Origin of the sequence: Pseudomonas sp. 14P_5.3_Bac1 (assembly GCF_025466135.1) — a bacterium.
In the GTDB taxonomy this organism is placed as follows: Bacteria; Pseudomonadota; Gammaproteobacteria; order Pseudomonadales; family Pseudomonadaceae; genus Aquipseudomonas.
This window is the reverse complement of sequence record NZ_JANLOF010000087.1, coordinates 206,979-229,716: the sequence shown is the minus strand read 5'-3', so window position 1 is coordinate 229,716 and position 22,738 is coordinate 206,979. Positions and strand designations below refer to the sequence as shown.

The 22,738-nt window shown below is 60.9% G+C and carries 19 protein-coding genes; 10 read left to right on the top strand and 9 right to left on the bottom strand.

Annotation, left to right across the window (positions count from 1 at the left end):
* Window positions 1–3 precede the first annotated feature (3 nt).
* The gene (locus NTD89_RS27040; RefSeq protein WP_262210588.1) at window positions 4–1,380 is read right to left on the bottom strand and encodes an L-serine ammonia-lyase; all 1,377 of its coding nucleotides are present in this window, start codon (window positions 1,378–1,380) and stop codon (window positions 4–6) included.
* Between the two features lie 137 nt (window positions 1,381–1,517).
* On the opposite strand from NTD89_RS27040, the gene NTD89_RS27035 reads away from it, so the two are divergent.
* A complete protein-coding gene (locus tag NTD89_RS27035; protein WP_145161345.1) occupies window positions 1,518–2,465 on the top strand; it encodes a LysR substrate-binding domain-containing protein in 948 nt (315 codons plus the stop codon).
* 213 nt (window positions 2,466–2,678) lie between these two features.
* A complete protein-coding gene (locus tag NTD89_RS27030) occupies window positions 2,679–3,089 on the top strand; it encodes an HPF/RaiA family ribosome-associated protein (protein WP_106579487.1) in 411 nt (136 codons plus the stop codon).
* Between the two features lie 58 nt (window positions 3,090–3,147).
* On the opposite strand, the gene NTD89_RS27025 is transcribed toward NTD89_RS27030, so the two are convergent.
* A complete protein-coding gene (locus NTD89_RS27025) occupies window positions 3,148–4,659 on the bottom strand; it encodes an MFS transporter (RefSeq protein ID WP_262210586.1) in 1,512 nt (503 codons plus the stop codon).
* 106 nt (window positions 4,660–4,765) lie between these two features.
* Here NTD89_RS27025 and NTD89_RS27020 point away from each other — a divergent pair, with 106 nt between their 5' ends.
* Window positions 4,766–5,638 carry a LysR family transcriptional regulator gene (locus NTD89_RS27020; RefSeq protein ID WP_262210584.1) on the top strand — a complete coding sequence of 291 codons (873 nt, stop codon included), beginning with the start codon at window positions 4,766–4,768 and terminating at the stop codon, window positions 5,636–5,638.
* 384 nt (window positions 5,639–6,022) lie between these two features.
* Here the strand turns inward: NTD89_RS27020 and fecA are convergent, their stop codons facing one another.
* From fecA to NTD89_RS27005, 3 genes are all read right to left on the bottom strand, one after another.
* Complete coding sequence (fecA, locus tag NTD89_RS27015; RefSeq protein ID WP_262210583.1) at window positions 6,023–8,359, bottom strand: TonB-dependent Fe(3+) dicitrate receptor FecA; 2,337 nt, start codon at window positions 8,357–8,359, stop codon at window positions 6,023–6,025.
* Window positions 8,360–8,449: 90 nt separating this feature from the next.
* Window positions 8,450–9,391, bottom strand: coding sequence for a FecR domain-containing protein (locus NTD89_RS27010; protein WP_145161353.1), 942 nt, complete (start codon window positions 9,389–9,391; stop codon window positions 8,450–8,452).
* The gene (locus NTD89_RS27005; RefSeq protein ID WP_145161355.1) at window positions 9,388–9,876 is read right to left on the bottom strand and encodes a sigma-70 family RNA polymerase sigma factor; all 489 of its coding nucleotides are present in this window, start codon (window positions 9,874–9,876) and stop codon (window positions 9,388–9,390) included. The genes NTD89_RS27010 and NTD89_RS27005 overlap by 4 nt, the downstream gene beginning before the upstream one ends.
* Before the next feature lie 170 nt (window positions 9,877–10,046).
* On the opposite strand from NTD89_RS27005, the gene NTD89_RS27000 reads away from it, so the two are divergent.
* The 6 genes from NTD89_RS27000 to NTD89_RS26975 all read left to right on the top strand — a co-directional run bounded on the left by NTD89_RS27000 (window position 10,047) and on the right by NTD89_RS26975 (window position 16,333).
* Window positions 10,047–10,349, top strand: coding sequence for a DUF3649 domain-containing protein (locus tag NTD89_RS27000; protein ID WP_145161357.1), 303 nt, complete (start codon window positions 10,047–10,049; stop codon window positions 10,347–10,349).
* Complete coding sequence (locus tag NTD89_RS26995) at window positions 10,346–11,920, top strand: PepSY-associated TM helix domain-containing protein (protein ID WP_262210580.1); 1,575 nt, start codon at window positions 10,346–10,348, stop codon at window positions 11,918–11,920. The genes NTD89_RS27000 and NTD89_RS26995 overlap by 4 nt, the downstream gene beginning before the upstream one ends.
* The gene (locus tag NTD89_RS26990; RefSeq protein WP_242194527.1) at window positions 11,921–12,247 is read left to right on the top strand and encodes a DUF3325 domain-containing protein; all 327 of its coding nucleotides are present in this window, start codon (window positions 11,921–11,923) and stop codon (window positions 12,245–12,247) included.
* Window positions 12,248–12,254: 7 nt separating this feature from the next.
* A complete protein-coding gene (locus NTD89_RS26985; protein ID WP_242194526.1) occupies window positions 12,255–12,833 on the top strand; it encodes an RNA polymerase sigma factor in 579 nt (192 codons plus the stop codon).
* Entirely contained in the window at window positions 12,830–13,807 is a 978-nt protein-coding gene (locus tag NTD89_RS26980) for a FecR family protein (protein WP_262210579.1), read from the top strand. Before NTD89_RS26985 ends, NTD89_RS26980 begins: the two co-directional genes overlap by 4 nt.
* A 285-nt stretch (window positions 13,808–14,092) precedes the next feature.
* Window positions 14,093–16,333: a TonB-dependent receptor gene (locus NTD89_RS26975; protein ID WP_262210577.1), complete on the top strand. Its 2,241-nt coding sequence runs from the start codon at window positions 14,093–14,095 to the stop codon at window positions 16,331–16,333.
* A gap of 139 nt (window positions 16,334–16,472) precedes the next feature.
* Here NTD89_RS26975 and NTD89_RS26970 read toward each other — a convergent pair whose 3' ends face one another.
* Together NTD89_RS26970 and yejK are read right to left on the bottom strand one after the other, a co-directional pair.
* Window positions 16,473–16,823 (bottom strand): glutaredoxin family protein, encoded by a 351-nt coding sequence (locus tag NTD89_RS26970; protein ID WP_145161369.1) that lies wholly within the window; start codon window positions 16,821–16,823, stop codon window positions 16,473–16,475.
* Window positions 16,823–17,827, bottom strand: coding sequence for a nucleoid-associated protein YejK (gene yejK / locus NTD89_RS26965; protein WP_106579474.1), 1,005 nt, complete (start codon window positions 17,825–17,827; stop codon window positions 16,823–16,825). The genes NTD89_RS26970 and yejK overlap by 1 nt, the downstream gene beginning before the upstream one ends.
* Window positions 17,828–18,221: 394 nt before the next feature.
* On the opposite strand from yejK, the gene NTD89_RS26960 reads away from it, so the two are divergent.
* Entirely contained in the window at window positions 18,222–18,503 is a 282-nt protein-coding gene (locus NTD89_RS26960; RefSeq protein ID WP_003188840.1) for an HU family DNA-binding protein, read from the top strand.
* 116 nt (window positions 18,504–18,619) lie between these two features.
* On the opposite strand, the gene rlmF is transcribed toward NTD89_RS26960, so the two are convergent.
* Window positions 18,620–19,639 carry a 23S rRNA (adenine(1618)-N(6))-methyltransferase RlmF gene (rlmF, locus tag NTD89_RS26955; RefSeq protein WP_262210575.1) on the bottom strand — a complete coding sequence of 340 codons (1,020 nt, stop codon included), beginning with the start codon at window positions 19,637–19,639 and terminating at the stop codon, window positions 18,620–18,622.
* A 237-nt stretch (window positions 19,640–19,876) separates the two neighbouring features.
* On the bottom strand, window positions 19,877–22,723 hold the full coding sequence (locus NTD89_RS26950; protein ID WP_262210574.1) for a valine--tRNA ligase: 2,847 nt from the start codon (window positions 22,721–22,723) through the stop codon (window positions 19,877–19,879).
* Window positions 22,724–22,738: the final 15 nt, after the last annotated feature.

Sequence of the window (22,738 nt, the reverse complement as noted above, 5' to 3'; positions counted from 1 at the left end):
CGGTCAGCACTCCACCCAGCTGACCGCCAGGCCGCCCCGTGAAGTTTCTTTGTATTTGTCATGCATGTCGGCGCCGGTGTCGCGCATGGTGCGGATCACCCGGTCGAGGGAAATGAAGTGTTTGCCGTCACCGCGCAGGGCCATTTGCGTGGCGTTGATCGCCTTGACCGCGGCGATGGCATTGCGCTCGATGCACGGCACTTGCACCAGGCCGCCGACCGGGTCGCAGGTCAGGCCGAGGTTGTGTTCCAGGCCGATTTCGGCGGCGTTTTCCAACTGCTCCGGGGTGGCGCCGAGGATATCGGCCAGGCCTGCAGCGGCCATTGCGCAGGCGGAACCCACTTCGCCTTGGCAGCCGACTTCGGCACCGGAGATCGAGGCGTTTTTCTTGCAGAGGATGCCGACAGCGGCGGCAGCCAGGAAGAAATTGACTACATCGTCATCAGACGCGTCAGCGTTGAACTTCATGTAGTAATGCAGCACCGCCGGGATGATCCCTGCCGCGCCATTGGTTGGCGCAGTGACCATGCGCCCGCCGGCGGCGTTTTCTTCATTGACGGCGAGGGCAAACAGGTTGACCCATTCCATCGCCGACAATGTTGAAGTGATGACATTCGGCTTGCCGATTTCCAACAGGCTGCGGTGCAATTTCGCCGCGCGGCGTGGCACGTCCAGGCCACCCGGCAAGATGCCTTCATCGCGCAGGCCTTGCTCCACGCATTCGCGCATGACTGACCAGATGTGCAGCAGGCCGCTGCGGATGTCTTCATCGCTGCGCCACGCGCGTTCGTTGGCCATCATCAGCTCGGAAACCCGCAGACCGTGCTTGTTGCACAAGGCCAGCAGTTCGACGGCGCTGGAAAAGTCGTAGGGCAATTCAACATCGCTGGTCGGCGAGATGCTGGAAGCGGCTTCGGCCGCTTCGATGATGAAACCACCGCCGACCGAGTAATAGGTCTGTTCGCTCAGTAGGCCGTTGTCGCCATAGGCGTGCAGGGACATGGCATTGGGGTGGTAGGGCAGGCTTTCCTCCAGCAGCAGGAGGTCGGTGTGCCAGTTGAAGGCAATTTCCTGCGTGCCTGCGAGCAACAGTTGGCCGCTTTCGCGCAATTGCTGGATACGGGCGTTGATCGAGGTCGGGTCGACTTTGTCTGGCCATTCGCCCATCAGGCCCATTACGCATGCGCGGTCGGTGGCGTGGCCGACACCGGTGGCAGACAGCGAACCATACAGGCGCACCTCGACACGGCACGTTTCGCTCAGCAATTGTTGGTCGGTGAGGGCCTGGGCAAAGGTCGCCGCCGCCCGCATCGGGCCCACGGTATGGGAGCTGGAAGGGCCGATGCCTACCTTGAATAGATCGAAAACGCTGATAGCCATGCTAAAGCCTTACAAGTAATGGAGTAGGAATCGCTGCCATGTTTTGTAGGACGAGCGGAATTGGCGCGATACTGAGCCCCTGGAACGGCACTGACCAACGAATTATCCTAAGACACCCTTTAGCAGGACTAAACCCTATGACCCGGCCCCTTCATGGCCAGACGTATGTCTGGCTGCACGTTTTTTCCTGTGCCGCGCGGCATTTGTCGTTTACCCGCTGCGCCGAAGAACTGCACATCACGCCGGGGGCGGTGAGTCAGCAAATCCGCCAGCTGGAGGAGCGTTTGGGGTTTCGCCTGTTTCATCGACGCGCGCGCGGCGTAGAACTGAGCGCCGAGGGGCAGCGGCTGGCGGCGACGGTGGGCGAGGCCTACGGCAGCATCGATGCTGAGTTGCAGCGGCTGGACGCGGGAATGATCAGCGGCACCTTGCGCTTGCGCTCCATTCCGTCGTTTCTCGGTAAGTGGCTGACCCCGCGTTTGCCGCGTCTGCAGCAACGGTTTCCGGATATTCAGCTGCGCTTGGTCGCGGAAGACAGCAGCGTCGCCCTGCATGAGGGCGATTTCGACTTGGCCATCGACTTGAACGACGGCAGCTATCCCGGGCTGTTGTCCACAGCCTTGCTCGATGAGCAGATTTTCCCGGTGTGCGCACCCAGCTTGTTGCGCGGGCGTCCGCCGTTGCATGGCCCGGCCGACCTGGTGCATTTTCCGCTGTTGCACGACATCACCGCCTGGCGTGGGAGTTATGAATACGCTGAGTGGGAGTTTTACCTGAATGCCATCGGCTACCACCACGCCGACGTACGGCGCGGGCACACCTTCAACCGCAATCACTTGACCATCGAGGCCGCCATTGCCGGCATGGGCGTTGCGATTGCGCGGCGCACCTTGCTCAACGACGAGCTGGAACGTGGCACCTTGATTGTGCCGTTCGGCCTCGCGGTGCCGAACCACAAACGCTACGTGCTGCTGTATGCGCCGGGCGCGCTGAGCCATCCGGGCGTACGCGCGGTGCATGACTGGCTGGTGGAAGAAGCGGGGATTTTTCGCGGATTGCACCCGTTGGGAGAGGGGCAATTGTAGGGTTGGCTAAGCGTAAGAAGATGTAACTAACTCCCCACCCTAACAGCGTTTTTGCTTGTCGTCAGGCTTAATTTGTAATGTGGAATTTATCTTTGCAAAGGGGTTGAATTGTTCTTCTGAGTGCTCAATTGTGTAAACAAGAGGTCATGGTTTCACCACCCCGGTGTTGCAGTTTGTGACCTCCTGCGAGCTAGCTGAAATAAGGGAAGAACTATGCAAATCCAAGTCAATAGCGATAACCATATTGAAAGCAGCATCCGACTGGAGGAGTGGGTACGTACTACCATTGAGAGCACGCTCGAACGTTACGAAGAAGACCTGACCCGCGTCGAGGTCTACCTCAAAGACGAAAATGGCGACAAGCCCGGTCCCCACGATTTGAGTTGCCGCCTGGAAGCACGACCAAAGGGCCATCAACCACTGTCGGTATTGCACAAGGCCGACACCCTGGAACAGGCAATCGATGGCGCAGCCACCAAGCTTGAGCACGCGCTGGAGCATCTGTACGGAAAATTACGCGGCAAACCACGCGCCGCTGGGCAAGCTCTGCCTGATACCAAGGCCGATGAGGCCGAACTCGAAGAGGAATTTCTGGAAAACGAACAGGCTGCGCTTAACGGCTGATAGCTGAGTGTTTTTTCAATCCAATCAAACGGGCCTGCATCTGCAGGCCCGTTTTCGTTTAGCTGCCGCGTCGAAAGAAATACCTGCTCAACAGCGCCAACCCACAAGCACCAAAGCCGGCAAAAAGCATCGCCCAACCGGCGCCATGGCGCAGGGCCGCCTGGGCATCTGCGGGTGCGAGCATCGGCGTGTCCAACTTGCCTGCGGCGATGTTCTGGCTGATCGCGGGCCAATCCAGGACGGTGGTATCGGGCAACAGGCCAGAGAGGTGATGACCGATGCCGAGCAACAGCACCAGGCCCATCAGCGCGATGTTGAGTGCCAGCGTGATCAGTCGCGCGCTCAGGTCAATGCCCGAGGCCATGCCCGCGCGGTCGGCCGAGACGGAGCCGGTGGTGGTGTTGGTGGTTGGTGAGTTGGTCAGTGCCAGCCCCACGCCTGCCGTCACGCAGCTGAAAAGCACGAGTACGACGCTCGGATGTTCGGCGCCATTGGCCGCCGCCATACCCATAAAGCCTGTACCCATCAGGCCCAGGCCCAACGGAATGATGCGGTCGGCGCCATAGCGCAGGGCCAGGCGTTCAGCCAGCGGCGGCACCAGCAAGGTGGGCAAGGTGTAGGCGAGCAGGGCGCCGCCGGTGGTCATGGTGTCGTAGCCCAGGCCCGCCTGGAAGTAGAGCGGCAGGTAGATCATGAACGGCCAGAAGCTGAAGTTCATGCCAATCGAACCCATCAAGGCGCCGTTGAAGCGCTGAATACGAAACACCGAGAAATCGAACATCGGGTGAGCGCTGCGGCGCTCGACAGCGATGAACAGCAGCAGCGCCATCAGCGACAAGCCCGCCCAGCCCAGCATGGCCGCTGAGCCGAAGCCGTGCTCGCTGCCCTGAGTGATGAAGTACACCAGGGCGAACACCGACAGTGTCAGGGTCAGCATGCCCGCGATATCCAGACGATGGCCGGCCGGGTCGCGCGACTCCTGCACGCTGATGCGCAGCAGTACCAAGGTCAACAAGGTCAGCGGCGCATGGACCAGGAACACCCAGCGCCAGTCCGCGACTGCCAGAATCAACGCCCCCACCATCGGCCCGAAGCCAAGGCCCACGCCCGCGATCACGCCCCAAATCGCGAAGGCACGCGCCCGCGTCGTTGGTTCACGGAACTGGTGCGAAAGAATCGCGAACTGGCAGATCATCATCGCGCCCGCGCCCACGCCCTGAACAAAACGCGCTGCGATCAGCGTAGGCGCATCGTTCGCCAGGCCACATGCCAGCGAGGCCAAGCCAAACAGCCATAAGCACAGCACCAGCATGCGCCGCCGGCCAAAGCGATCAGCCAGTGTGCCGGCTGCCATCAACACGCTGGTACAGGCCAGGGTGTAAGCATTCATGATCCATTGGGCATCCTGAAAACCTGTGCCCAGTTGCTGTTCCAGGGTCGGGAGGATCACCGGCACGCTGGAGATTTCCAGGCCGAACATCAGGGCGACGAGGCAGACGGCGGTGAGGGCAAGGCTATCTCTGGCGGTGCGCGGAGCGCTGACGGCCGATACAGCGGCGGCGGGCGGCATGGGGTGTTCCTTACGGTTGAGTGGAAACGCTATTATCGCGGGAACAGATTTCCTTATTCGTGATAAGTTTTCCTCTGATAAGGGAATCAAGAGCGACAATGGAATCATGGCCAACCCGCGTTTTGATGGCGTTGAACTCTTTTTGCAGATCGTTGAAAGCGGCAACCTGACCGAGGCCGCCGAGCGGCTCAACCTCACGCGCTCTGCGGTGGGTAAAGGTTTGGCGCGACTGGAAGCTCGCCTGGGCACCTGCCTGTTGCAGCGCTCCACTCGCCGCCAGCGTCTGACCGAGGACGGGCAGGCGTACTACGAGCATTGCTTGCGCGCACTGGCCGAGTTGGAGGCCGCCGAGTCGGTGTTGGAGAGTGGCCGGCAGCAGCCGCGCGGGCGGTTAAGGGCGAGCCTGCCGCTGGCGTTCGGTCACCACTACGCGGCGCCTGCTTTGTGGGGCTTGATGGACCGTTATCCGCAATTGGAGATCGAGATCTCCTTCTCTGACCGGCTGATAGACCTGGCACAGGAAGGCTTCGACGTGGCCGTGCGCATTGGCCCGCTGCCGGACACCGACCGCCTGAGCGCACGCCGTTTGGGCGAGCAGTCCGTGGGGTTGGCCGCGTCACCTGCGTACTTGCAACGTGTCGGGCCAATTGAGTGTATTGATGACCTCGCCAGCCACCGAGGCATTGCCTACCGTTGCAACAATTCGTATCGCTCGGTGATGACCTCGCCTTTGGTGCTGGACGACCTCCAGGCCGTGGCCGATGCCGCCATTGCGGGCGTGGGCCTGGCGTGGTTGCCGAGCTGGTTGATTGCGCACTATGTGCTGCGCGGCCAACTGGAAGCGGTACTGCCGAGCTACCGCGACCAGCCTGCGCCGATCCATGTGATTTGGCCCACGGCCGCACACATGCCGGCCAAGACACGCTGCGCAATCGATGCCTTGGTCGCCGGCACCCCAAGTTGCCTGGCGGGTAGCTGACCCTGACCAACAAACCCGATCACCCTGTGGGAGCTGTCGAGCTTTAGCGAGGCTGCGAAAGCGGTGGTCCAGGCAACTTGGATAGCGCCTGTGCCGCCGCCTTCGCAGCCTCGCTGGGGCTCGACAGCTCCCACAGTTGATCTCTAGTGCGGGTGAGATTTGTGCTCGTCGTGATGCTTTTGCGAACCGTGATCTGACTGACAAACCCGATCCCTTGTAGGAGCTGTCGAGCTTTAGCGAGGCTGCGAAAGCGTTGGGTCAGGCACCTTGGATAGCGCCTGTGCCGCCGCCTTCGCAGCCTCGCCGGGGCTCGACAGCTCCCACAGGGTTTTGCATCGTTTGTAAGACCCCAGTTCTTGGCTGGAGCTTTTATGACTCAGGCAATCAGAACGCGATGGACGTCTGCACATACACCGTGCGCGGCTCACCGACGTATTTGCCTTTGTTGTTATCGTCGAACGAGCGGGTGTAGTACTGCTTGTTGAGGATATTTTTCACACCGACTGCCACGTTCAAATCCGACAGTTGTGGGCCGAAGTCATACGCCGCGCGGCTGCTGAACAGCATGTAGCCTGGGATGCGTCCGGTACTGCCGTCGGCACTTTCCGCCTGGGTGTTGGCGTTGTCGGCGAACTGGCTGCTCTGGTAGCTGCTGTCCAGGTTAAGTTTCCAGCGACCTTCGGTGTAACCGACGCCCACGGTGCCTTTGTGCTTGGAGGAGAAGGGCACGCGATTACCCTTGTTCGGGCCGTCTTCGCGGATGGTCGCGTCGACGTAGGCGTAGGTGGCGTACACATCAAAACCGGCCAGCGCCGGGCTCAGCCCGTCGAGGGCGTAGTTGAGGCTCGACTCGATGCCTTGATGGCGCGTTTCGCCGCGGGCGATCACCGAATCGTTGGTCTGGTTGCTGTCGTACTGGTTGTCGAAATTGATCAGGAACGCGCCGATTTCCGCACGCAAGGTGCCGTTGTCATAACGCGTGCCGAGTTCCCAGGTGCGGGCTTTTTCCGGCTTCACTTCGCCGCTGGTCACGCGGTTGGGCATCTGGCTGTACTGCACGCTGCCGAACGAGCCTTCGGTGTTGGCGTAAAGATTCCAGTCTTCGGTCAGGTGGTAAAGCACGTTCAACGCCGGCAGCGCGGTGTTGTAGTCGCCCTTGTATTTGATGTTGGTCAGGTTGTTGGTCTGCTGGGACTCGATCATCTCGTAGCGGATGCCTGGGGTGATGGTCCACTTGCCGATATCGATGCGGTCATCGACAAAAAACGCGTTGGCCTCGGTGGCGCCACGCGTGTCGCGGTCGTTGCGGCTGTTGGTGTCGGGCAGTTGCTGGTTGGCGCTGATCGGCGTGCGGTAGCGCAACTCGTGCCCGGCTTCGTTGATGTAGCGGTAGCCGACGCCCACTTCGTGACTGGTGGGGCCAAGGTCGAAGCCCTGGGCGAAGCGGGTTTCGAGGCCGCGTACCCAATACTCGCGCGGCGACAGCGAGAGGAAGTTGCCCTGATCCAGGTAGCCATTACGCAATGTGGTAGTGAAGAAGGTGTTGGCGGTGAATTCGCGGCGGTCTTCCTGGTAGCGGTAACCGGCGTTGAACATCGTACGGCGACCCCAGAATTTGTCGTAGGGGCGGGTGGACTGATACGGATCAGCCTTGTAGTCCTTGACGTTCAAACCACCGGGCATATCGGCCTGGCCTTCGTAGTACTGCGCCATGGCGTTGAAGCTGTTGGCGTCGTCCAACTGGTATTTGCCTTTGAGGATCAAGTCGTCAATGCGCGTGTTGCTGTTTTCGCGCCAGTCGCCGCCACGGGTGCCGGAATACAAAATGGCGCCGCCCAGGCCGTTATCGGCCGTGCCGCCCGCCAGCAGGTTGCCGGTGGTCTTGAAGCCATCATGGCTGGAGGACGGGCTGGTCTCGGTCTGCAAGCCGCCTTTGACGGTAGGGGCATCCGGGATTGCGCGGGTCACGAAGTTGACGATGCCACCGACGTTTTGCGGCCCGTAACGCACCGCGCCGCCGCCGCGTACCACGTCCACGGCGTCCATGTTGCCCATGCTGATCGGGGCGAAGGACAGCTGCGGTTGGCCATACGGCGCGAAGGGCACCGGGATGCCATCCATCAAAACGGTGGAGCGCGAGGCGAGGCGTGGGTTGAGCCCACGGATGCCGAAGTTCAGCGCCATGTCGTGGCTGCCGGTGCCGTTGTTTTCCGGGGCGTTGACGCCGGGAATGCGGTTGAGCACGTCACGCGCCTGTGTCGCGCCCTGGCGCTCGAACTCTTCGCGGCGGATCACATCACGCGCGCCGGGATGTTCGAACACGTTGGTTTGCGCCGCATCGCCGAGCCAGTCGCCGACCACGTTTGACGTTTGCAATTGGAGAGTGGCCGGGGCGCTGGCCGGTTGCAGGCTGTAGGCGTTATCGCCCTCGGCGCGGGCTTGCAGGCCAGTGCCTTCCAGGAGTTTTTGCAAGCCTTCGTCGGCGCTGTAGTTGCCCGACAAACCCCGACTCTGCATACCCGCTGTGACCTCGGAGCCGAACGAAATCAGCACGCCGGCCTCGCGGCCAAATTGGTTCAGCGCGGCTTCCAAGGTGGCCGGGGCGATGTGATAGGGCTTGGCGTCTGCCGCCAACACATGCGGGAGTACGGTAAGACTCAGGCTGGCGCCCAGTAGGAATTGGCGCAAGGTGCGGGCAAGAAGCGTCGGTTGCTGGGGCATGAAGGGCGGTCCTGAGAAGGTAGGATCAAGGTGGCTTTCCTTCTCTGTCACGCGAGGTGTGGAAAACGGCTCATGTTTTTTAAAAATAATTTACGCGCGTGCCTGGACGGTCACCCAGTAGCGGGTAAAACGCCGTACTTTCACCGGCAGGCTGACTTCCAACAGGTCGAGAATGCGTTCGCTGTCGTCCAGCGGGTAACTGCCGGACAGCAGCAGGTTGGCCACTTGCGGGTCGCAATTGACCTGGCCTCGGCGATAGCGACCCAACTCGGCGAGGAAATCGCCCAGGCGCATGTGCGCGGCCACCAACATGCCATCGGCCCAGGCGCCGCTGTTGGCGTCGGTCGGGCGCGGGGTGTCCCAGCCTTTGCGGGTGAAATTGACTTGGCGCGAGGCCTCGACGGTCAGCGGCAGGCCGCTGTAGTGGTTGGGCATTACCTCGACATGGCCATCGAAAACTGCCAGTTGCGTGTGGTCGTTGAACTGACGCACGTTCAGCCGCGCCGCCTGGCTGCTGAGCAGGCCTTGGCCGGTCAGCACGTGCAGCGGCGTATCGCCGGGGCGTGCGGTCAGCAAAATCTCGCCTTCGAGCAAGCGCACCAACCGTTGGCTGCCGTCAAAATGCACATCCACTGCGCTGCCGGTGTTGAGCTGCAACTGGCTGCCATCGGCCAGCTGCACCTTGCGTCGTTGGCCCACGGGGCTGCGGTAGTCGGCGCTCAGCGGCGGCAGAATATGTTGCTGGCGCAGGCTCCAGGCCGCGGCCGAACCGGCGCCGAGAATCAGCAGCAGCTTGAGGGCCTGGCGCCGGCTGCTGGATTTGGGCGCGTTCAAGGCGGCGTGCGCCAAGGGCGAGGGCATGCCGCGCAGGCGTTGGTTGACGCGCTGGATATGGTCCCACGCGCGCTGATGTTCGCTGTGGGCGTCCAGCCATTGCTGCCAGGCCGCTTGCTGGCGCGGGTTGAGTGCGCCTTGCTGCATTTCCATCAGCCAGTGCACGGCTTGTTCGGCGACTTGCGTGGAGAAGTTCATAGGGCGAAGTAGCAGCGCATGGCGGCTTTATTCAAATGGCGTTTGACGGTGGCGATGGAGATACCTAGCTCGGCGCCGATTTGCGCGTAGGTCAGGCCGTCGAGCTGGGCCAGCAGGAAGGCGCGTTTGACCTGAACGGGCAGGCCGTCGAGCAGTTGGTCGAGCTCCAGCAAGGTCTGCAGGATGATTGCGCGTTCTTCTTCCGACGGCGCCACGTGTTCGGGCATTTGCGCCAGTGCGTCGAGGTAGGCGCGTTCCAGGTCCTGACGACGGTAGAAGTTGAACAGCACGCGCTTGGCCACGGTGGTGAGGAAGGCGCGAGGTTCGATCAGCGTTGGCGCTTCCCGCGCGGTGAGCACACGGATGAAGGTGTCTTGGGCCAGGTCGGCCGCGCTTTCCGGGCAGCCGAGCTTGCGTCGCAACCAGCCGGTGAGCCAGTGGTGATGGTCGTTGTACAGAACTTCAACGGGGGTGGACGGCTGCAACGCGATCACTCCATAAGCATCGGCATGCTTTAGAGAACAAGAATTGTTCGCATTGTAGGGCGCGTGACGGGGTTCGGCAATCCGCCAGGACCGGTGATTCATCCGTTCTCTTTTGCTTATGAGAATATTTATCATTAATATTGCGCGCTGATGACCCTGGCGCCTCCCGTATGAAAAGCAAACCCTCACTTCCCGTTGCCTATCGCCTCGCCGTAACCTCGCGCGTGCTGGCTGCCGTGGTCGGCGGTTACCTGATGGCGTCCCTGGCGGCCGTCTGCCTGGCGTTGTGGATGCCCGTGTCCCGGGCCGACGCGGTGATCACCGGGATGATGAGTTCGTTTGTGTTCTACCTGTTGGCGGTAATCTGGTGTTTTGCCTGCCGTACGGCAGGGCGAGCCTGGTTTGGCGTGATGCTGCCGAGTGCGATGTTTGCCACGCTGGCGGGCATCGGTTTGTGGATGACGCGCACATGAAAGAGGGCTTTCGCCAGGCAATGGCCTGGTTGCACACCTGGGCTGGACTGATCTTTGGCTGGCTGCTGTTTGCGATTTTCCTGACAGGGACCTTGTCCTATTTCAAGGACGAAATTACCCACTGGATGCAGCCCGAAGTGCAGGCTTATCCGTTGGATGACGCGCGTAGCCTCGCCGCTGCCCAAACCTATCTGCAGCAACAGGCGCCCAACGCCGCGCGCTGGTTTATCACCCTGCCGGACGGCCGCGATCCCGGCCTGTCGGTGATGTGGCAAGACAAAGTCGACCCCGGCAAACGCGGCAACTTCATCCAGAAAGTCCTCGATCCCGTCACCCGCCAGCCCGTGCAGGCGCGTGAAAGCATGGGCGGCGAGTTCTTCTATCGCTTCCACTTTCAGCTGCAGATGCCTTACCCGTGGGGGCGCTGGCTGTCGACCATCGCCGCGATGGTGATGTTTGTGGCACTGATCACCGGCATCATCACCCACAAGAAAATCTTCAAGGACTTCTTCACCTTCCGCCCACGCAAAGGCCAGCGCTCCTGGCTCGACGGGCATAACGCGGTGGGCGTGCTGGTGTTGCCGTTTCACTTGATGATCACCTACAGCAGTCTGGTGATCTTCATGAGCATGGTGATGCCCGCGCCGATCGTGGCTTCCTACGGCGACGACAGCCGTGCGTTTTTCAATGACGTGTTCCCCAATACCAATAACGCGCCGGCGCTCGGCCAGCCGGGTGCATTGCTGCCGTTAGGGCCGATGTACGAGCAAGCGCGCCAGCAATGGGCGGGTGGGCATGTTGGCCGTCTGGTGGTCAACAACCCTGGCGATGTGAACGCCTCGGTCAATGTGATCCGCGCAGGTGCCGACCGCGTGGTGCACGATTTCGGCAGCAGTGTGTCGTTCAACGGCACCACCGGCGAGTTGTTGCGGGTCAGCGGTGAACAGTCGTTGCCAGCGGCGATTGGCGGCAGTTTCTACGGCTTGCACATGGGCCATTTCGCCGGCCCGGTGCTGCGGTGGTTGTACTTTATCTGCGGCCTGGCGGGCACGGCGATGATCGGCACGGGCCTTGTGATTTGGCTCGGCAAGCGCCAGCTCAAGCACGCCAAAACTGCTGTGATGCCGTTTGAATTGCGGCTGGTTGAAGTGCTGAACATGGCCAGTATGGCCGGGCTGATGATCGCCATCGCGGCATTTTTCTGGGCCAACCGGTTGTTGCCGGTGAGCTTCGCCGAGCGGTCCGACTGGGAAGTGCAAACCTTCTTCATTGCCTGGAGCCTGAGCCTGTTGCATGCCGTGCTGCGTCGAGGCCGCCAGGGCTGGGTTGAGCAACTGAGCCTCGGCGCCTTGCTGTTTGTGGCCATTCCACTGCTCAACGCATTGACCACCTCGCAGCACTTGGGCGTGTCACTGGCCAGCGGTGATTGGGCCATGGCCGGTTTTGACCTGACGTGCCTGGCCAGCGGCCTGTTCCTGACCTGGGCGGCCTGGAAGATGCAGCGCCGCGCGGCGCCGCAGCCCAAGGCCGAACGCGCACGTGCATTGAAGCTCAAGCAGGAGGCGAACTGAATGCTGCTCGCCCTGTTGATGTGCTACGCCGGGTTTACCGCGCTGTGCCTGTCCACCGACCGCCATCACGGTGAACTGCTGCACAGCAAACCCTCACCACCGCGACGCCTCACGTTGCGTGTGGCCGGTTGGCTGCTGCTGGTGCTGTCGATGTGGCCGGCCGTGGCGGCCTCGAATTGGGCGCAGGGGTTGGTGGAGTGGTGCGCCGTATTGATGCTCAGCGCACTGCTGCTGGTGTTGCTGTTGCCGTATCGGCCAAGGCTGGCCTTGATTCTGGCGGGCGTCGGCCTGCTGGCCAGTCCTGTTGCGGCGTTCGCCTTACTCTGAGCTTCCCATGATGATCAGCACCCCACCCGAATCCCAGGACAGCCAGCACGCCGATGCGGCCGGTGGGCGTGCGCATTTCCTGCAGGTGTTTTTGTCGCAGCGCTCGCAGATGGAAGCGCTGGTCAGCCGGCGCGTAGGCTGCCGGGCGACGGCGGCCGACCTGGTGCAGGACCTGTTCCTGCGCTTCTGGCGCCGGCCGCTGGTGCAGGTCGAAGAACTCAGCACCTACTTGTTGCGCTGCGCCGGCAACATCGCCATTGATCACTTGCGCAGCGAAGGCGCCCGGGTGCGCAGCAGTGAGGGCTGGTTGCCGGAGCAGCAAGACAACCAGGGTTCCGAGCCCCAGGCGGCGTTTGAAGCAGGCAATGACCTGCGCCATGTCGAAGCCGCCCTGCGCAGCCTGCCGGAGCGCACTCGGCAGATTTTCCTGCTCAACCGCATCCACGGCCGCAAATATGCGCAAATTGCCCAGGCCATGGGGCTGTCCCAAAGTGCCGTGGAAAAACATATGATGCGTGCCCTCGAAGCCTGCAAAGCCAGCCTTCGCGAACCCTCGTCCCCACGCACGCCAGGGAAAGCACCGTGAACGTCACCCCCACGCCCGCCCAGGAGCAGGCCGCACTCGAATGGTTGAGCTTGTTGCATGACCAGCCCAGCAGCGGTGACCAGGCCACGTTCAGCCGTTGGTTGCGTGCCGACCCCGCGCACGTCGAGGCCTATGCTCAGGCCCAGGTGTTGTGGGAATTGAGCGAGGTGCCGGCACGCAAACTGGCGGACGAAGACGCCTTGGCCTTGCAGGGCTACCTCAACGCGATGAGTACCTCGAAGCGCTCGCGTGCGGTGCGTTGGTCCGGCGCCCTGGCCGTGGCCGCGTGCCTGCTGGTGATGGTGTCGATGGGCGCCGGCTGGCAGCCATCGCGCTGGGTCGATGACTTCGGTGCTGATTACGTGACGGCGCCCGGGCAAGTGCAGACCGTGACCCTGGCCGATCAATCCCAAGTCACGCTGGATGCCGACAGCGCCATTGCCGTGGACTTCAGCCACGGCGAGCGCCACATTCAGTTGCGCCGCGGGGCGGGTTTTTTCAGCGTGACCCACACCGGCCAGCCCTTTGTGGTGGCGGCTGGCAGTGGCGAAGCGCGAGTGCTCGGCACGCAGTTTGAAGTGCGCCTGCAACCGGCCGGCGCTCAGGTGACGGTGCTGTCCGGCCGCGTGGGTGTCACGCCGTCACGCCAGGGCCAACAGCAAATTCTTACGGCAGGCCAGCAAGTGGCCTACGCCGACGGTGTGGCCGATACCCTGCACGCGGTCGACAGCGAATCACGTCTGGCATGGCGCGATGGCTGGCTCAACTACTACAAGGTGCCGTTGGCGGATGTGGTCAAGGACCTTGGCCGTTACTACCCGGGCCGGATCCTGCTGATCAACGACGAGATGGGCGCCAAGCGCGTCAGTGGCAGTTTTCCAAGCAAGGATCCCTTGGCAGTTTTGAGTGCCTTGCAGGCCGTTCTGGGTTTTGAACAACACGCTGTGCTGGGTCGCATGATTGTATTGCGCTAGACACGAATGCTTCGATCGTCACTTTCAGCGTGGCGATTCTTTCAAAAATTTCCCCTTGCCGGTTTTTTACATGGCGCTGTAGGCCAGGTATCCCGGTGCCTGTAGAGCGTTCATTTAACCTTCATCCCAATTGCCAAAACCTGTCACCAAACCGTTACACGGGCCAAGGATGATCCCCGGATTCCTGAGCAGGTGGTCAGGAAGATTGGCGTCGCCGTTCACCCGGTTTTGACAGCCAGTACCTCCCTCCATAACAACAGATAGATGCACGTAAGGGATCTACTTGTGAAGATCAACACACTCTCTGCCCTGCTTTTAGCATCGGGCCTAGGTAGCTTTGCGCCGCTGGTTTTGGCAGACACCACTCAGGATGTCGGTTCGGTAAATGTTGCCGGCAAACAAACCCTGGGCAACGGGCACATGATTCGCGAAGAAAGTGCCAAGGCGCGGTCGACGGTAACCAAGGAAGCCATGGACGAAATGTCCGCGACCGCCAACGCCATCGACAAGCTTAAATACACGCCGGGCATCAACGTATCCAGCGACGACGCCAGCGGCACCAGCGGCACCAACTTCACCATGCGGGGCATGAGTTCGGACCAGGTCGGGGTGTCTGTCGACGGCGTGCCGATCAACGACTCGGGCAACTACAGCGTGTATTCAAACCAGCTCGGCGACCCGGAAAACCTCGCCGAAGTGTTTGCCACCCAGGGCTCCTCCGAGGCGGACGGCCCGCACATCGGTTCCAGCGGCGGCAACATCGGCATGATCACGATTCGCCCGACCAAAGAGTCCGGGCTGTTCGCCAAACAGATCGTCGGTGCCAATGACCTGCGCAAGACGTTCGTGCGGGTGAACACGGGCGATTTTGGCGGCCTCAAGAGCTGGGTGTCGGCCTCTCACCTTGAGGGTGACAAGTGGCGCGGCAAAGGCACGCTGCGCAGTGACAAAGTCGAGTGGAGCAGCCTGTTTGAAGACGGCAACGGCAACTCCACCCTGGCCACGGTGAAATACAACAACCAGGAAAACTACAACTACAACACCCTGAGCAAGTCGCAGTTCGAGACCGAAGGGCGCCGCAAGGACTACTCGGAAACGCCGGTGTACAAGTCGGGTTTGCTGTCGTCGTCCTATAAGCTCAATCGCAACCCGTTCGAAAGCGTCAACGCCACGCTCACCCAGCGCTGGCAGTTGCAGGACAACCTGGCGCTGACGGTCACGCCCTATTACTACTGGGCCAACGGTGGCAGCTTCAGCGGCCAGACCGCATCGAACCTGGGGCCGAAGTCTGATAAAGCCGGCAACTACAACCTGAGCAACCTGCAATCGGCCAACTATTACCGGCCATCGTGGACCGAAACCTGGCGCCCTGGCGTCACCGCGAAAATGAAATGGGACATCAACGAAGAACACAGCCTGGACTATGGCTACTGGTATGAGCGCGCACGCCAGCGCCAGACCCAGCCGTTTATCGGCATCAACGGCGAAGGCGCGCCCGATGATGTGTGGGGCGATTACAACAGCGGCGGGCAGGTCGTCGACAAGAACGGCGCGACTGTCCAGGGCCGCCACTACTACACCGTCACCCCGTCGCAGAAACTCTGGGTGCAGGACAGCTGGCAGGCCACGCCGGACCTGAGTTTTGTCGGCGGCGTGGCGTACCAATACGTCGAGCGTGACGGCAACAACCTCGGCAGCCTGTACGACAAACCAGAAAAACGTAACACCCGTTATCACCAGTTCCTGCCGAGTTTCAGCGCCAAGTACCAGGTCGACGAAAGCAACCAGACCTTCTACAACGTCACCCGCAACATGCGCACGCCGCCCAACTATGTGCTGTACAACAAGGGCGACTCGGTCAGCCTGAAGTCTGAGTTGAGCTGGAACCAGGAGCTGGGCTGGCGCTACACCGAAGACGACATGGCGTTGAGCGCGACCCTGTTCTACATCAGCTTCAAGGATCGCCAGGTGTCGACCACCGATTCTGCCGGCGACTACATGGTGCTCAACGTCGGCAGCGTTGATAACAAAGGCCTGGAACTGGAGTGGAGCGGTTTGTTGCCGCATCACTTCAACTACTACGCCTCGTACACCTACACAAAGTCCGAGCAGCAAGACGATTTGCTCAGCAAGAATGTGCTGTTGCCGACGGCGGGCAAGCAACTGGCCAACGTGCCGGAAAACATGTTCAACCTGGTGTCCGGGTATGACGACGCGCGCTTCTACGGCAACATCGCGGGCAAGTACGTCGGCAGCTTCTATGGCGATTTGACCAACAAGGAAAAAATCGAAGGCCGCACGGTATTCGACCTGAACGCTGGTATTTACTTGCCGGTGGACAAGAAAGTCATCAAGTCGGCAGCGTTGCGCTTCTCGATGCTTAACGTGTTCGACAAGCAATACCTGAGCTCGACCCGCACTGTGGCGTTCAACTCGGTACCGGTGAATGGCCTGGCGCCGAGTACGGCGTATTACAACGTGGGGGAAGAGCGCACGGCGATGGTGTCGCTGGAAGCCAACTTCTAACTAAGGCTGGCGCAGAGCAAAATGTGGGAGCGGGCTTGCTCGCGAAGGCGGTGGATCAGTCAATGCCTGTAGCAACTGACACTGCGCTTTCGCGAGCAAGCCCGCTCCCACATTAGTTCTGCAGTGTTTTGCAGATTAGCTATTTCAACGCGGCCATGATCGCTTCAGGGTTGTAATCGCGAATCAGCGTGCCGTTCACGTCCACAAACGGAATCCCGCCGCCGCCCAATGCCTCATAGGCTTTGCGCGCCTGGGCATCCTTCTCAATGTCCAGCGCCTGGTACGGAATGCCCTTCTGGTCCAGAAAACGTCGGATCTGCTTGCAGTAGCCACACCACTCGGTGGCATAGAGCACCACACGCGCCGATGTGCGTACTTGCTCCGAAACCACCTGCGAGGGGTTGAACAGCCGCTCGATCTTGCCCCAGTTCTGGATCACCACCACGACCAGCAACACCAACAGGACTTTCTTGAAGACCCCGCCGAGCATCAGTTGCGGCGCTTGAGCTGGTCAGTCAGTTGGGTCGGCAGGCCTTTGATGATCAAAGTGCCAGCGGCTTCGTCGTACTCGATCTTGTCGCCCAACAGGTGCGCTTCAAAACTGATGGACAAGCCTTCGGCGCGACCGGTGAAGCGGCGGAACTGGTTGAGGGTGCGTTTGTCGGCCGGGATTTCCGGCGACAGGCCGTAATCCTTGTTGCGGATATGGTCGTAGAACGCTTTTGGCCGGTCTTCATCGATCAACCCCGACAACTCTTCCAGGCCCATGGGCTCGCCGAGTTTGGCCTGGCTGCTGGCGTAGTCCACCAGGGTTTTGGTTTTTTCGCGGGCAGATTCGTCGGGCAGGTCTTCGCTCTCGACAAAGTCGCTGAACGCCTTGAGCAGGGTACGGGTTTCGCCCGGGCCGTCGACGCCTTCCTGGCAGCCGATAAAGTCGCGGAAGTATTCCGAGACCTTCTTGCCGTTCTTGCCTTTGATAAACGAGATGTACTGCTTGGATTGCTTGTTGTTCTGCCACTCGGACACGTTGATCCGCGCCGCCAGGTGCAGTTGGCCCAGGTCCAAGTGACGCGAGGGGGTCACGTCCAGCTCATCGGTCACTGCCACGCCTTCGCTGTGGTGCAGCAGGGCGATCGCCAGGTAGTCGGTCATGCCTTGCTGGTAGTGGGCAAACAACACGTGGCCGCCGGTGGACAGGTTGGACTCCTCCATCAGCTTTTGCAGGTGCTCGACCGCCGTGCGGCTGAAACGGGTGAAATCCTGACTGCCGTCGAAATATTCCTTCAACCAGCCGCTGAACGGGTGCGCGCCGGACTCGGCATGGAAGAAACCCCAGGCCTTGCCTTGTTTGGCGTTGTAGCTCTCGTTGAGGTCGGCAAGCATGTTCTCGATGGCGGCCGACTCGGCAAGCTCCGAATCGCGCGCATGCAGAACTGCGGGTGTGCCGTCGGGTTTTTTGTCGATCAGGTGGACGATGCAGTGACGGATCGGCATAGGCTTCTCGGCTGGTTGAAGGGGAGCGGTAAGCCTCCCCAAAAAGTCGCCAGTGTACCGCACCCATTGGCCATGACGCGCTTGGAAGGCTGTTTTGGGCGACCTCCCACGGGCTATATGCCTTTTTTTCACGGTTTAGAGCGATAAAGCTGACCAAATGGGTATGTTGAGGCGGATATTTCCCCGTCTCTGTGCTAGTTTTGCCCCGTCTTACGCCAAGACTCGGCGTTAAGCGTGCATTCAGCATCTGTCAGGTCGAACCAATCCCCGTTTCAAGCATCTATAACCCCGATCCCGTGGTTATGGCCGGGGGTGCCAGGCCTTGACGGTCAGGCTCGACGGCTGACACTGCACTCTGCAATCCATATGAATTTGATAGGGAAGGAACACCACAATGGCTATTACTAAAGACCAACTGATCGCTGACCTGGCTGAAGCAGTAGACGCACCGAAAACTACCGTGCGCGCTCTGCTGGACCAACTGAGCCAAGTTGTTGCTGATCAGCTGGAAAACGGCGGCGAAATCACTCTGCCAGGCGTTGGCAAACTGAAAGTGACTGAGCGTCCAGCCCGTACTGGCCGTAACCCTTCGACTGGCGCTGCCATCGAAATCGCTGCCAAGAAAGTTATCAAGCTGGTTGTGGCCAAAGGCCTGACCGACGCTGTTAACAAGTAAGACGCAGCAAAAAAAACCGTGCTCCGGAGCAATCCGGGCACGGTTTTTTGTTGCCTGCGATTTGACTGCAGTGGCGGCTCAACCGTGGCGAGGGAGCAAACGCCCTCGCCACCGTTTCAGTCGCGCACCCAGCGCTGACGCCAGATCTGCTGCTCGTTCTTGGTCTGGAAGGTCCAGGCCACGAAGCGGCTTTGCTTCTGCCCCTGGGACATTTCCACCACTTGGCTTTCGAGTACGCCGGCTTTTTTGAGGGCTGTCTGGATCGCGGGCAAGTTCGACGCTTTTGACACCAGGGTGCTGAACCACAGCACCTTGTGGGCAAAGTGCGCACTCTCGGCGATAAGCTGCGTGACGAAGCGCGCTTCACCGCCCTCACACCACAGCTCCGCCGACTGGCCACCGAAGTTCAGGACCGGCAACTTGCGCTTGGGATCGGCCTTGCCCAGGGCGCGCCACTTACGCTCGCTGCCCTTGGTGGCTTCTTCCATGGACGCGTGGAACGGCGGGTTGCACATGGTCAGGTCAAAGCGTTCGCCCGGCTCCAGCAGGCCCAGCAGGATCTGCTTGGGGTTGGGTTGCTGACGCAGTTGGATAACTTTGCTCAGGTCGTTGGACTGTACGATGGCCTTGGCGGCGGACACCGCGATAGGGTCGACCTCCGAGCCGAGGAAGTTCCAGCGGTACTCCATATAGCCAATCAGCGGGTAGACGCAGTTGGCGCCCATGCCGATGTCCAGCACCTTGACGATTGAACCGCGCGGGATCTTGCCGTCGTTGACGCTGGCCAGCAGGTCGGCAAGAAAATGCACGTAATCGGCACGCCCCGGCACCGGCGGGCACAGGTAGTCCGCCGGAATGTCCCAATGCTGGATGCCATAGAACGCCTTCAACAGCGCCCGGTTGAACACCCGCACTGCGTCCGGGCTGGCAAAGTCGATGCTCTCCTTGCCGTACGGGTTGATGATCACAAATTGCGCCAGTTCCGGCGTGGTCTTGATCAGCGCCGGGAAGTCGTAACGGCCTGTGTGGCGGTTGCGCGGGTGCAGGGTTGCCTCTTTGCGCGGTGCCACGGGCTTGGCCGGGGGGGCGGATTTAGGCTTCTTGCGCGGAGGTTTAGGTGTGCTGGGGGCGGTCATGTTGATTCTGGTGTTGGCTCAAAGTGGTGGGCATTGTCACACATCCTGAGACCCTCTCGGGCAAATGTGGGAGGTGGCTTGCCCCCGATTGCGGTGTGAGAGGTAAAAATATGCAGACTAATACACCGCCATCGGGGGCAAGCCCCCTGCCACATTGACTGGATTGCCAGCAAGGATTGAAAAATTCCAGGGCAAAAAAAAGAGGCCCGAAGGCCTCTTTCTTACACGGGGTTCACCTTACAGGCTGGAAATCCGTGCATGTTGCTCCGCCAGCTTGCCCAAGGCCTGTTCAGCCTCGGCCAGCTTGGCGCGTTCTTTGTCGATCACTTCAGCCGGCGCCTTGTCGACGAACGCCGCGTTGGACAGCTTGCCGCCCACTCGCTGCACTTCGCCTTGCAGGCGGGCAATTTCCTTGTCGAGACGGGCCAGTTCCGCGCCCTTGTCGATCAGGCCAGCCATCGGCACCAGCACTTCCATGTCGCCGACCAAAGCAGTCGCGGACAGCGGTGCTTCGGCGCCGTCAGCCAATACGGTGATCGACTCCAGTTTTGCCAGCTTCTTGAGCAGCGCGTCGTTCTCGGTGAGGCGACGCTGATCTTCGGCGCTGGCATTCTTCACGAATACCGCCAATGGCTTGCCCGGCCCGATGTTCATTTCGGCGCGGATGTTGCGCGTGCCGAGCATCAAGGTCTTGAGCCATTCGATATCGCTTTCGGCCGCCTCATCAATGCGCGCTTCGTTGGCCACCGGCCAAGGCTGCAGCATGATGGTCTTGCCTTCGATACCGGCCAGCGGCGCGAGGCGCTGCCAGATTTCTTCGGTGATGAACGGCATGAACGGGTGCGCCAGGCGCAGGGCCACTTCCAGCACGCGCACCAGGGTGCGGCGGGTGCCACGCTGACGTTCAACCGGCGCGTTTTCGTCCCACAGCACAGGCTTGGACAGTTCCAGGTACCAGTCGCAATACTGGTTCCAGATGAACTCGTACAAGGCTTGTGCGGCCAGGTCGAAACGGAACTGGTCGAGTTGGCGGGTCACTTCGGCTTCAGTGCGCTGCAGCTGCGAGATGATCCAGCGATCAGCCAGGCTCAGCTCATAGGCTTCGCCGTTCTGGCCGCAGTCTTCGCCTTTATCCAGCACGTAGCGCGCAGCGTTCCAGATCTTGTTGCAGAAGTTGCGATAGCCTTCGACGCGGCCCATGTCGAACTTGATGTCGCGGCCGGTGGACGCCAGTGAGCAGAAGGTGAAGCGCAGGGCGTCAGTGCCATAGCTGGCAATGCCGTCGGCGAACTCGTCGCGGGTTTGCTTCTCGATCTTCTTCGCGAGTTTCGGCTGCATCAGGCCCGAGGTGCGTTTGTGCACCAGGGTTTCCAGGTCGATGCCGTCGATGATATCCAGCGGGTCCAGGACGTTGCCCTTGGACTTGGACATCTTCTGGCCCTGGCCATCACGCACCAGGCCGTGCACGTACACGGTCTTGAACGGCACTTGCGGCGTGCCGTCTTCGTTCTTCACCAAATGCATGGTGAGCATGATCATCCGGGCAACCCAGAAGAAAATGATGTCGAAGCCGGTGACCAGCACGTCGGTGGAGTGGAATTTTTTCAGGAACTCAGTCTGTTGCGGCCAGCCGAGCGTGGAGAATGTCCACAGGCCCGAGCTGAACCAGGTGTCCAGTACGTCGTTGTCCTGTTGCAGCGCCACGTCCGGGCCGAGGTTGTGCTTGGCGCGTACTTCGGTTTCATCGCGGCCAACGTAGACTTTGCCCGACTCGTCGTACCAGGCCGGAATCCGGTGGCCCCACCACAGCTGACGGCTGATGCACCAATCCTGAATGTCACGCGTCCACGAGAAGTACATATTTTCGTACTGTTTAGGCACGAACTGGATGCGGCCGTCTTCCACCGCGGCAATCGCAGGTTCAGCCAACGGCTTGGTGGACACGTACCACTGGTCGGTCAGCCACGGCTCGATGACGGTGCCGGAGCGGTCGCCTTTCGGCACTTTCAGTGCGTGGTCGTCAACGCTCACCAGCAAACCGGCAGCGTCGAACGCCGCCACGATCTGCTTGCGCGCTTCAAAACGGTCGAGGCCGGCGTATTCGGCCGGGATCTTGCCGTCGATGCTCTCGTTCAGCGTACCGTCGAGGTTGAACACCTGGCACGCCGGCAGCACGGCGGCGTTCTTGTCGAAGATGTTCAGCAGCGGCAGATTGTGGCGCTTGCCGACTTCGTAGTCGTTGAAATCGTGAGCCGGGGTGATTTTCACGCAGCCGGTGCCGAATTCAGGGTCGCAGTAGTCGTCAGCGATGATCGGAATACGACGGCCAACCAGCGGCAGTTCAACGAACTTGCCGATCAGCGCCTGGTAGCGTTCATCGTTCGGGTTAACGGCCACGGCGGCATCGCCGAGCATGGTTTCCGGACGTGTCGTGGCGACGATCAGGTAGTCGTTGCCCTCGGCGGTCTTGGCGCCGTCGGCCAGCGGGTACTTGAGGTTCCACAGGAAGCCTTTCTCGTCGTGGTTTTCCACTTCGAGGTCGGAAATCGCCGTGTGCAGCTTGGTATCCCAGTTGACCAGACGCTTGCCGCGGTAGATCAGGCCGTCTTCGTGCAGGCGCACGAACGCTTCTTTCACGGCTTCCGACAGGCCGTCGTCCATGGTGAAGCGCTCACGGCTCCAGTCTACGGACGAGCCCAGGCGACGGATCTGACGGCTGATGTTGCCGCCGGACTGGTCTTTCCATTCCCAGATCTTCTCCAGGAATTTCTCGCGACCCAGGTCATGACGGTTCTGGCCGGTGGCTTCGAGTTGGCGTTCCACCAGCATCTGGGTGGCGATACCGGCGTGGTCGGTGCCCGGTTGCCACAGGGTGTTGCGGCCCTGCATGCGGCGGAAACGGATCAACGCATCCATGATCGCATTGTTGAAGCCATGGCCCATGTGCAAGCTGCCAGTGACGTTCGGTGGCGGAATCATGATGGTGTAGGCATCACCCGCGCCTTGCGGAGCGAAATAATTCTCGGACTCCCAGGTCTCGTACCAGGAAGTTTCAATAGCGTGCGGCTGGTAGGTCTTATCCATGCGCGGCGGGACCCT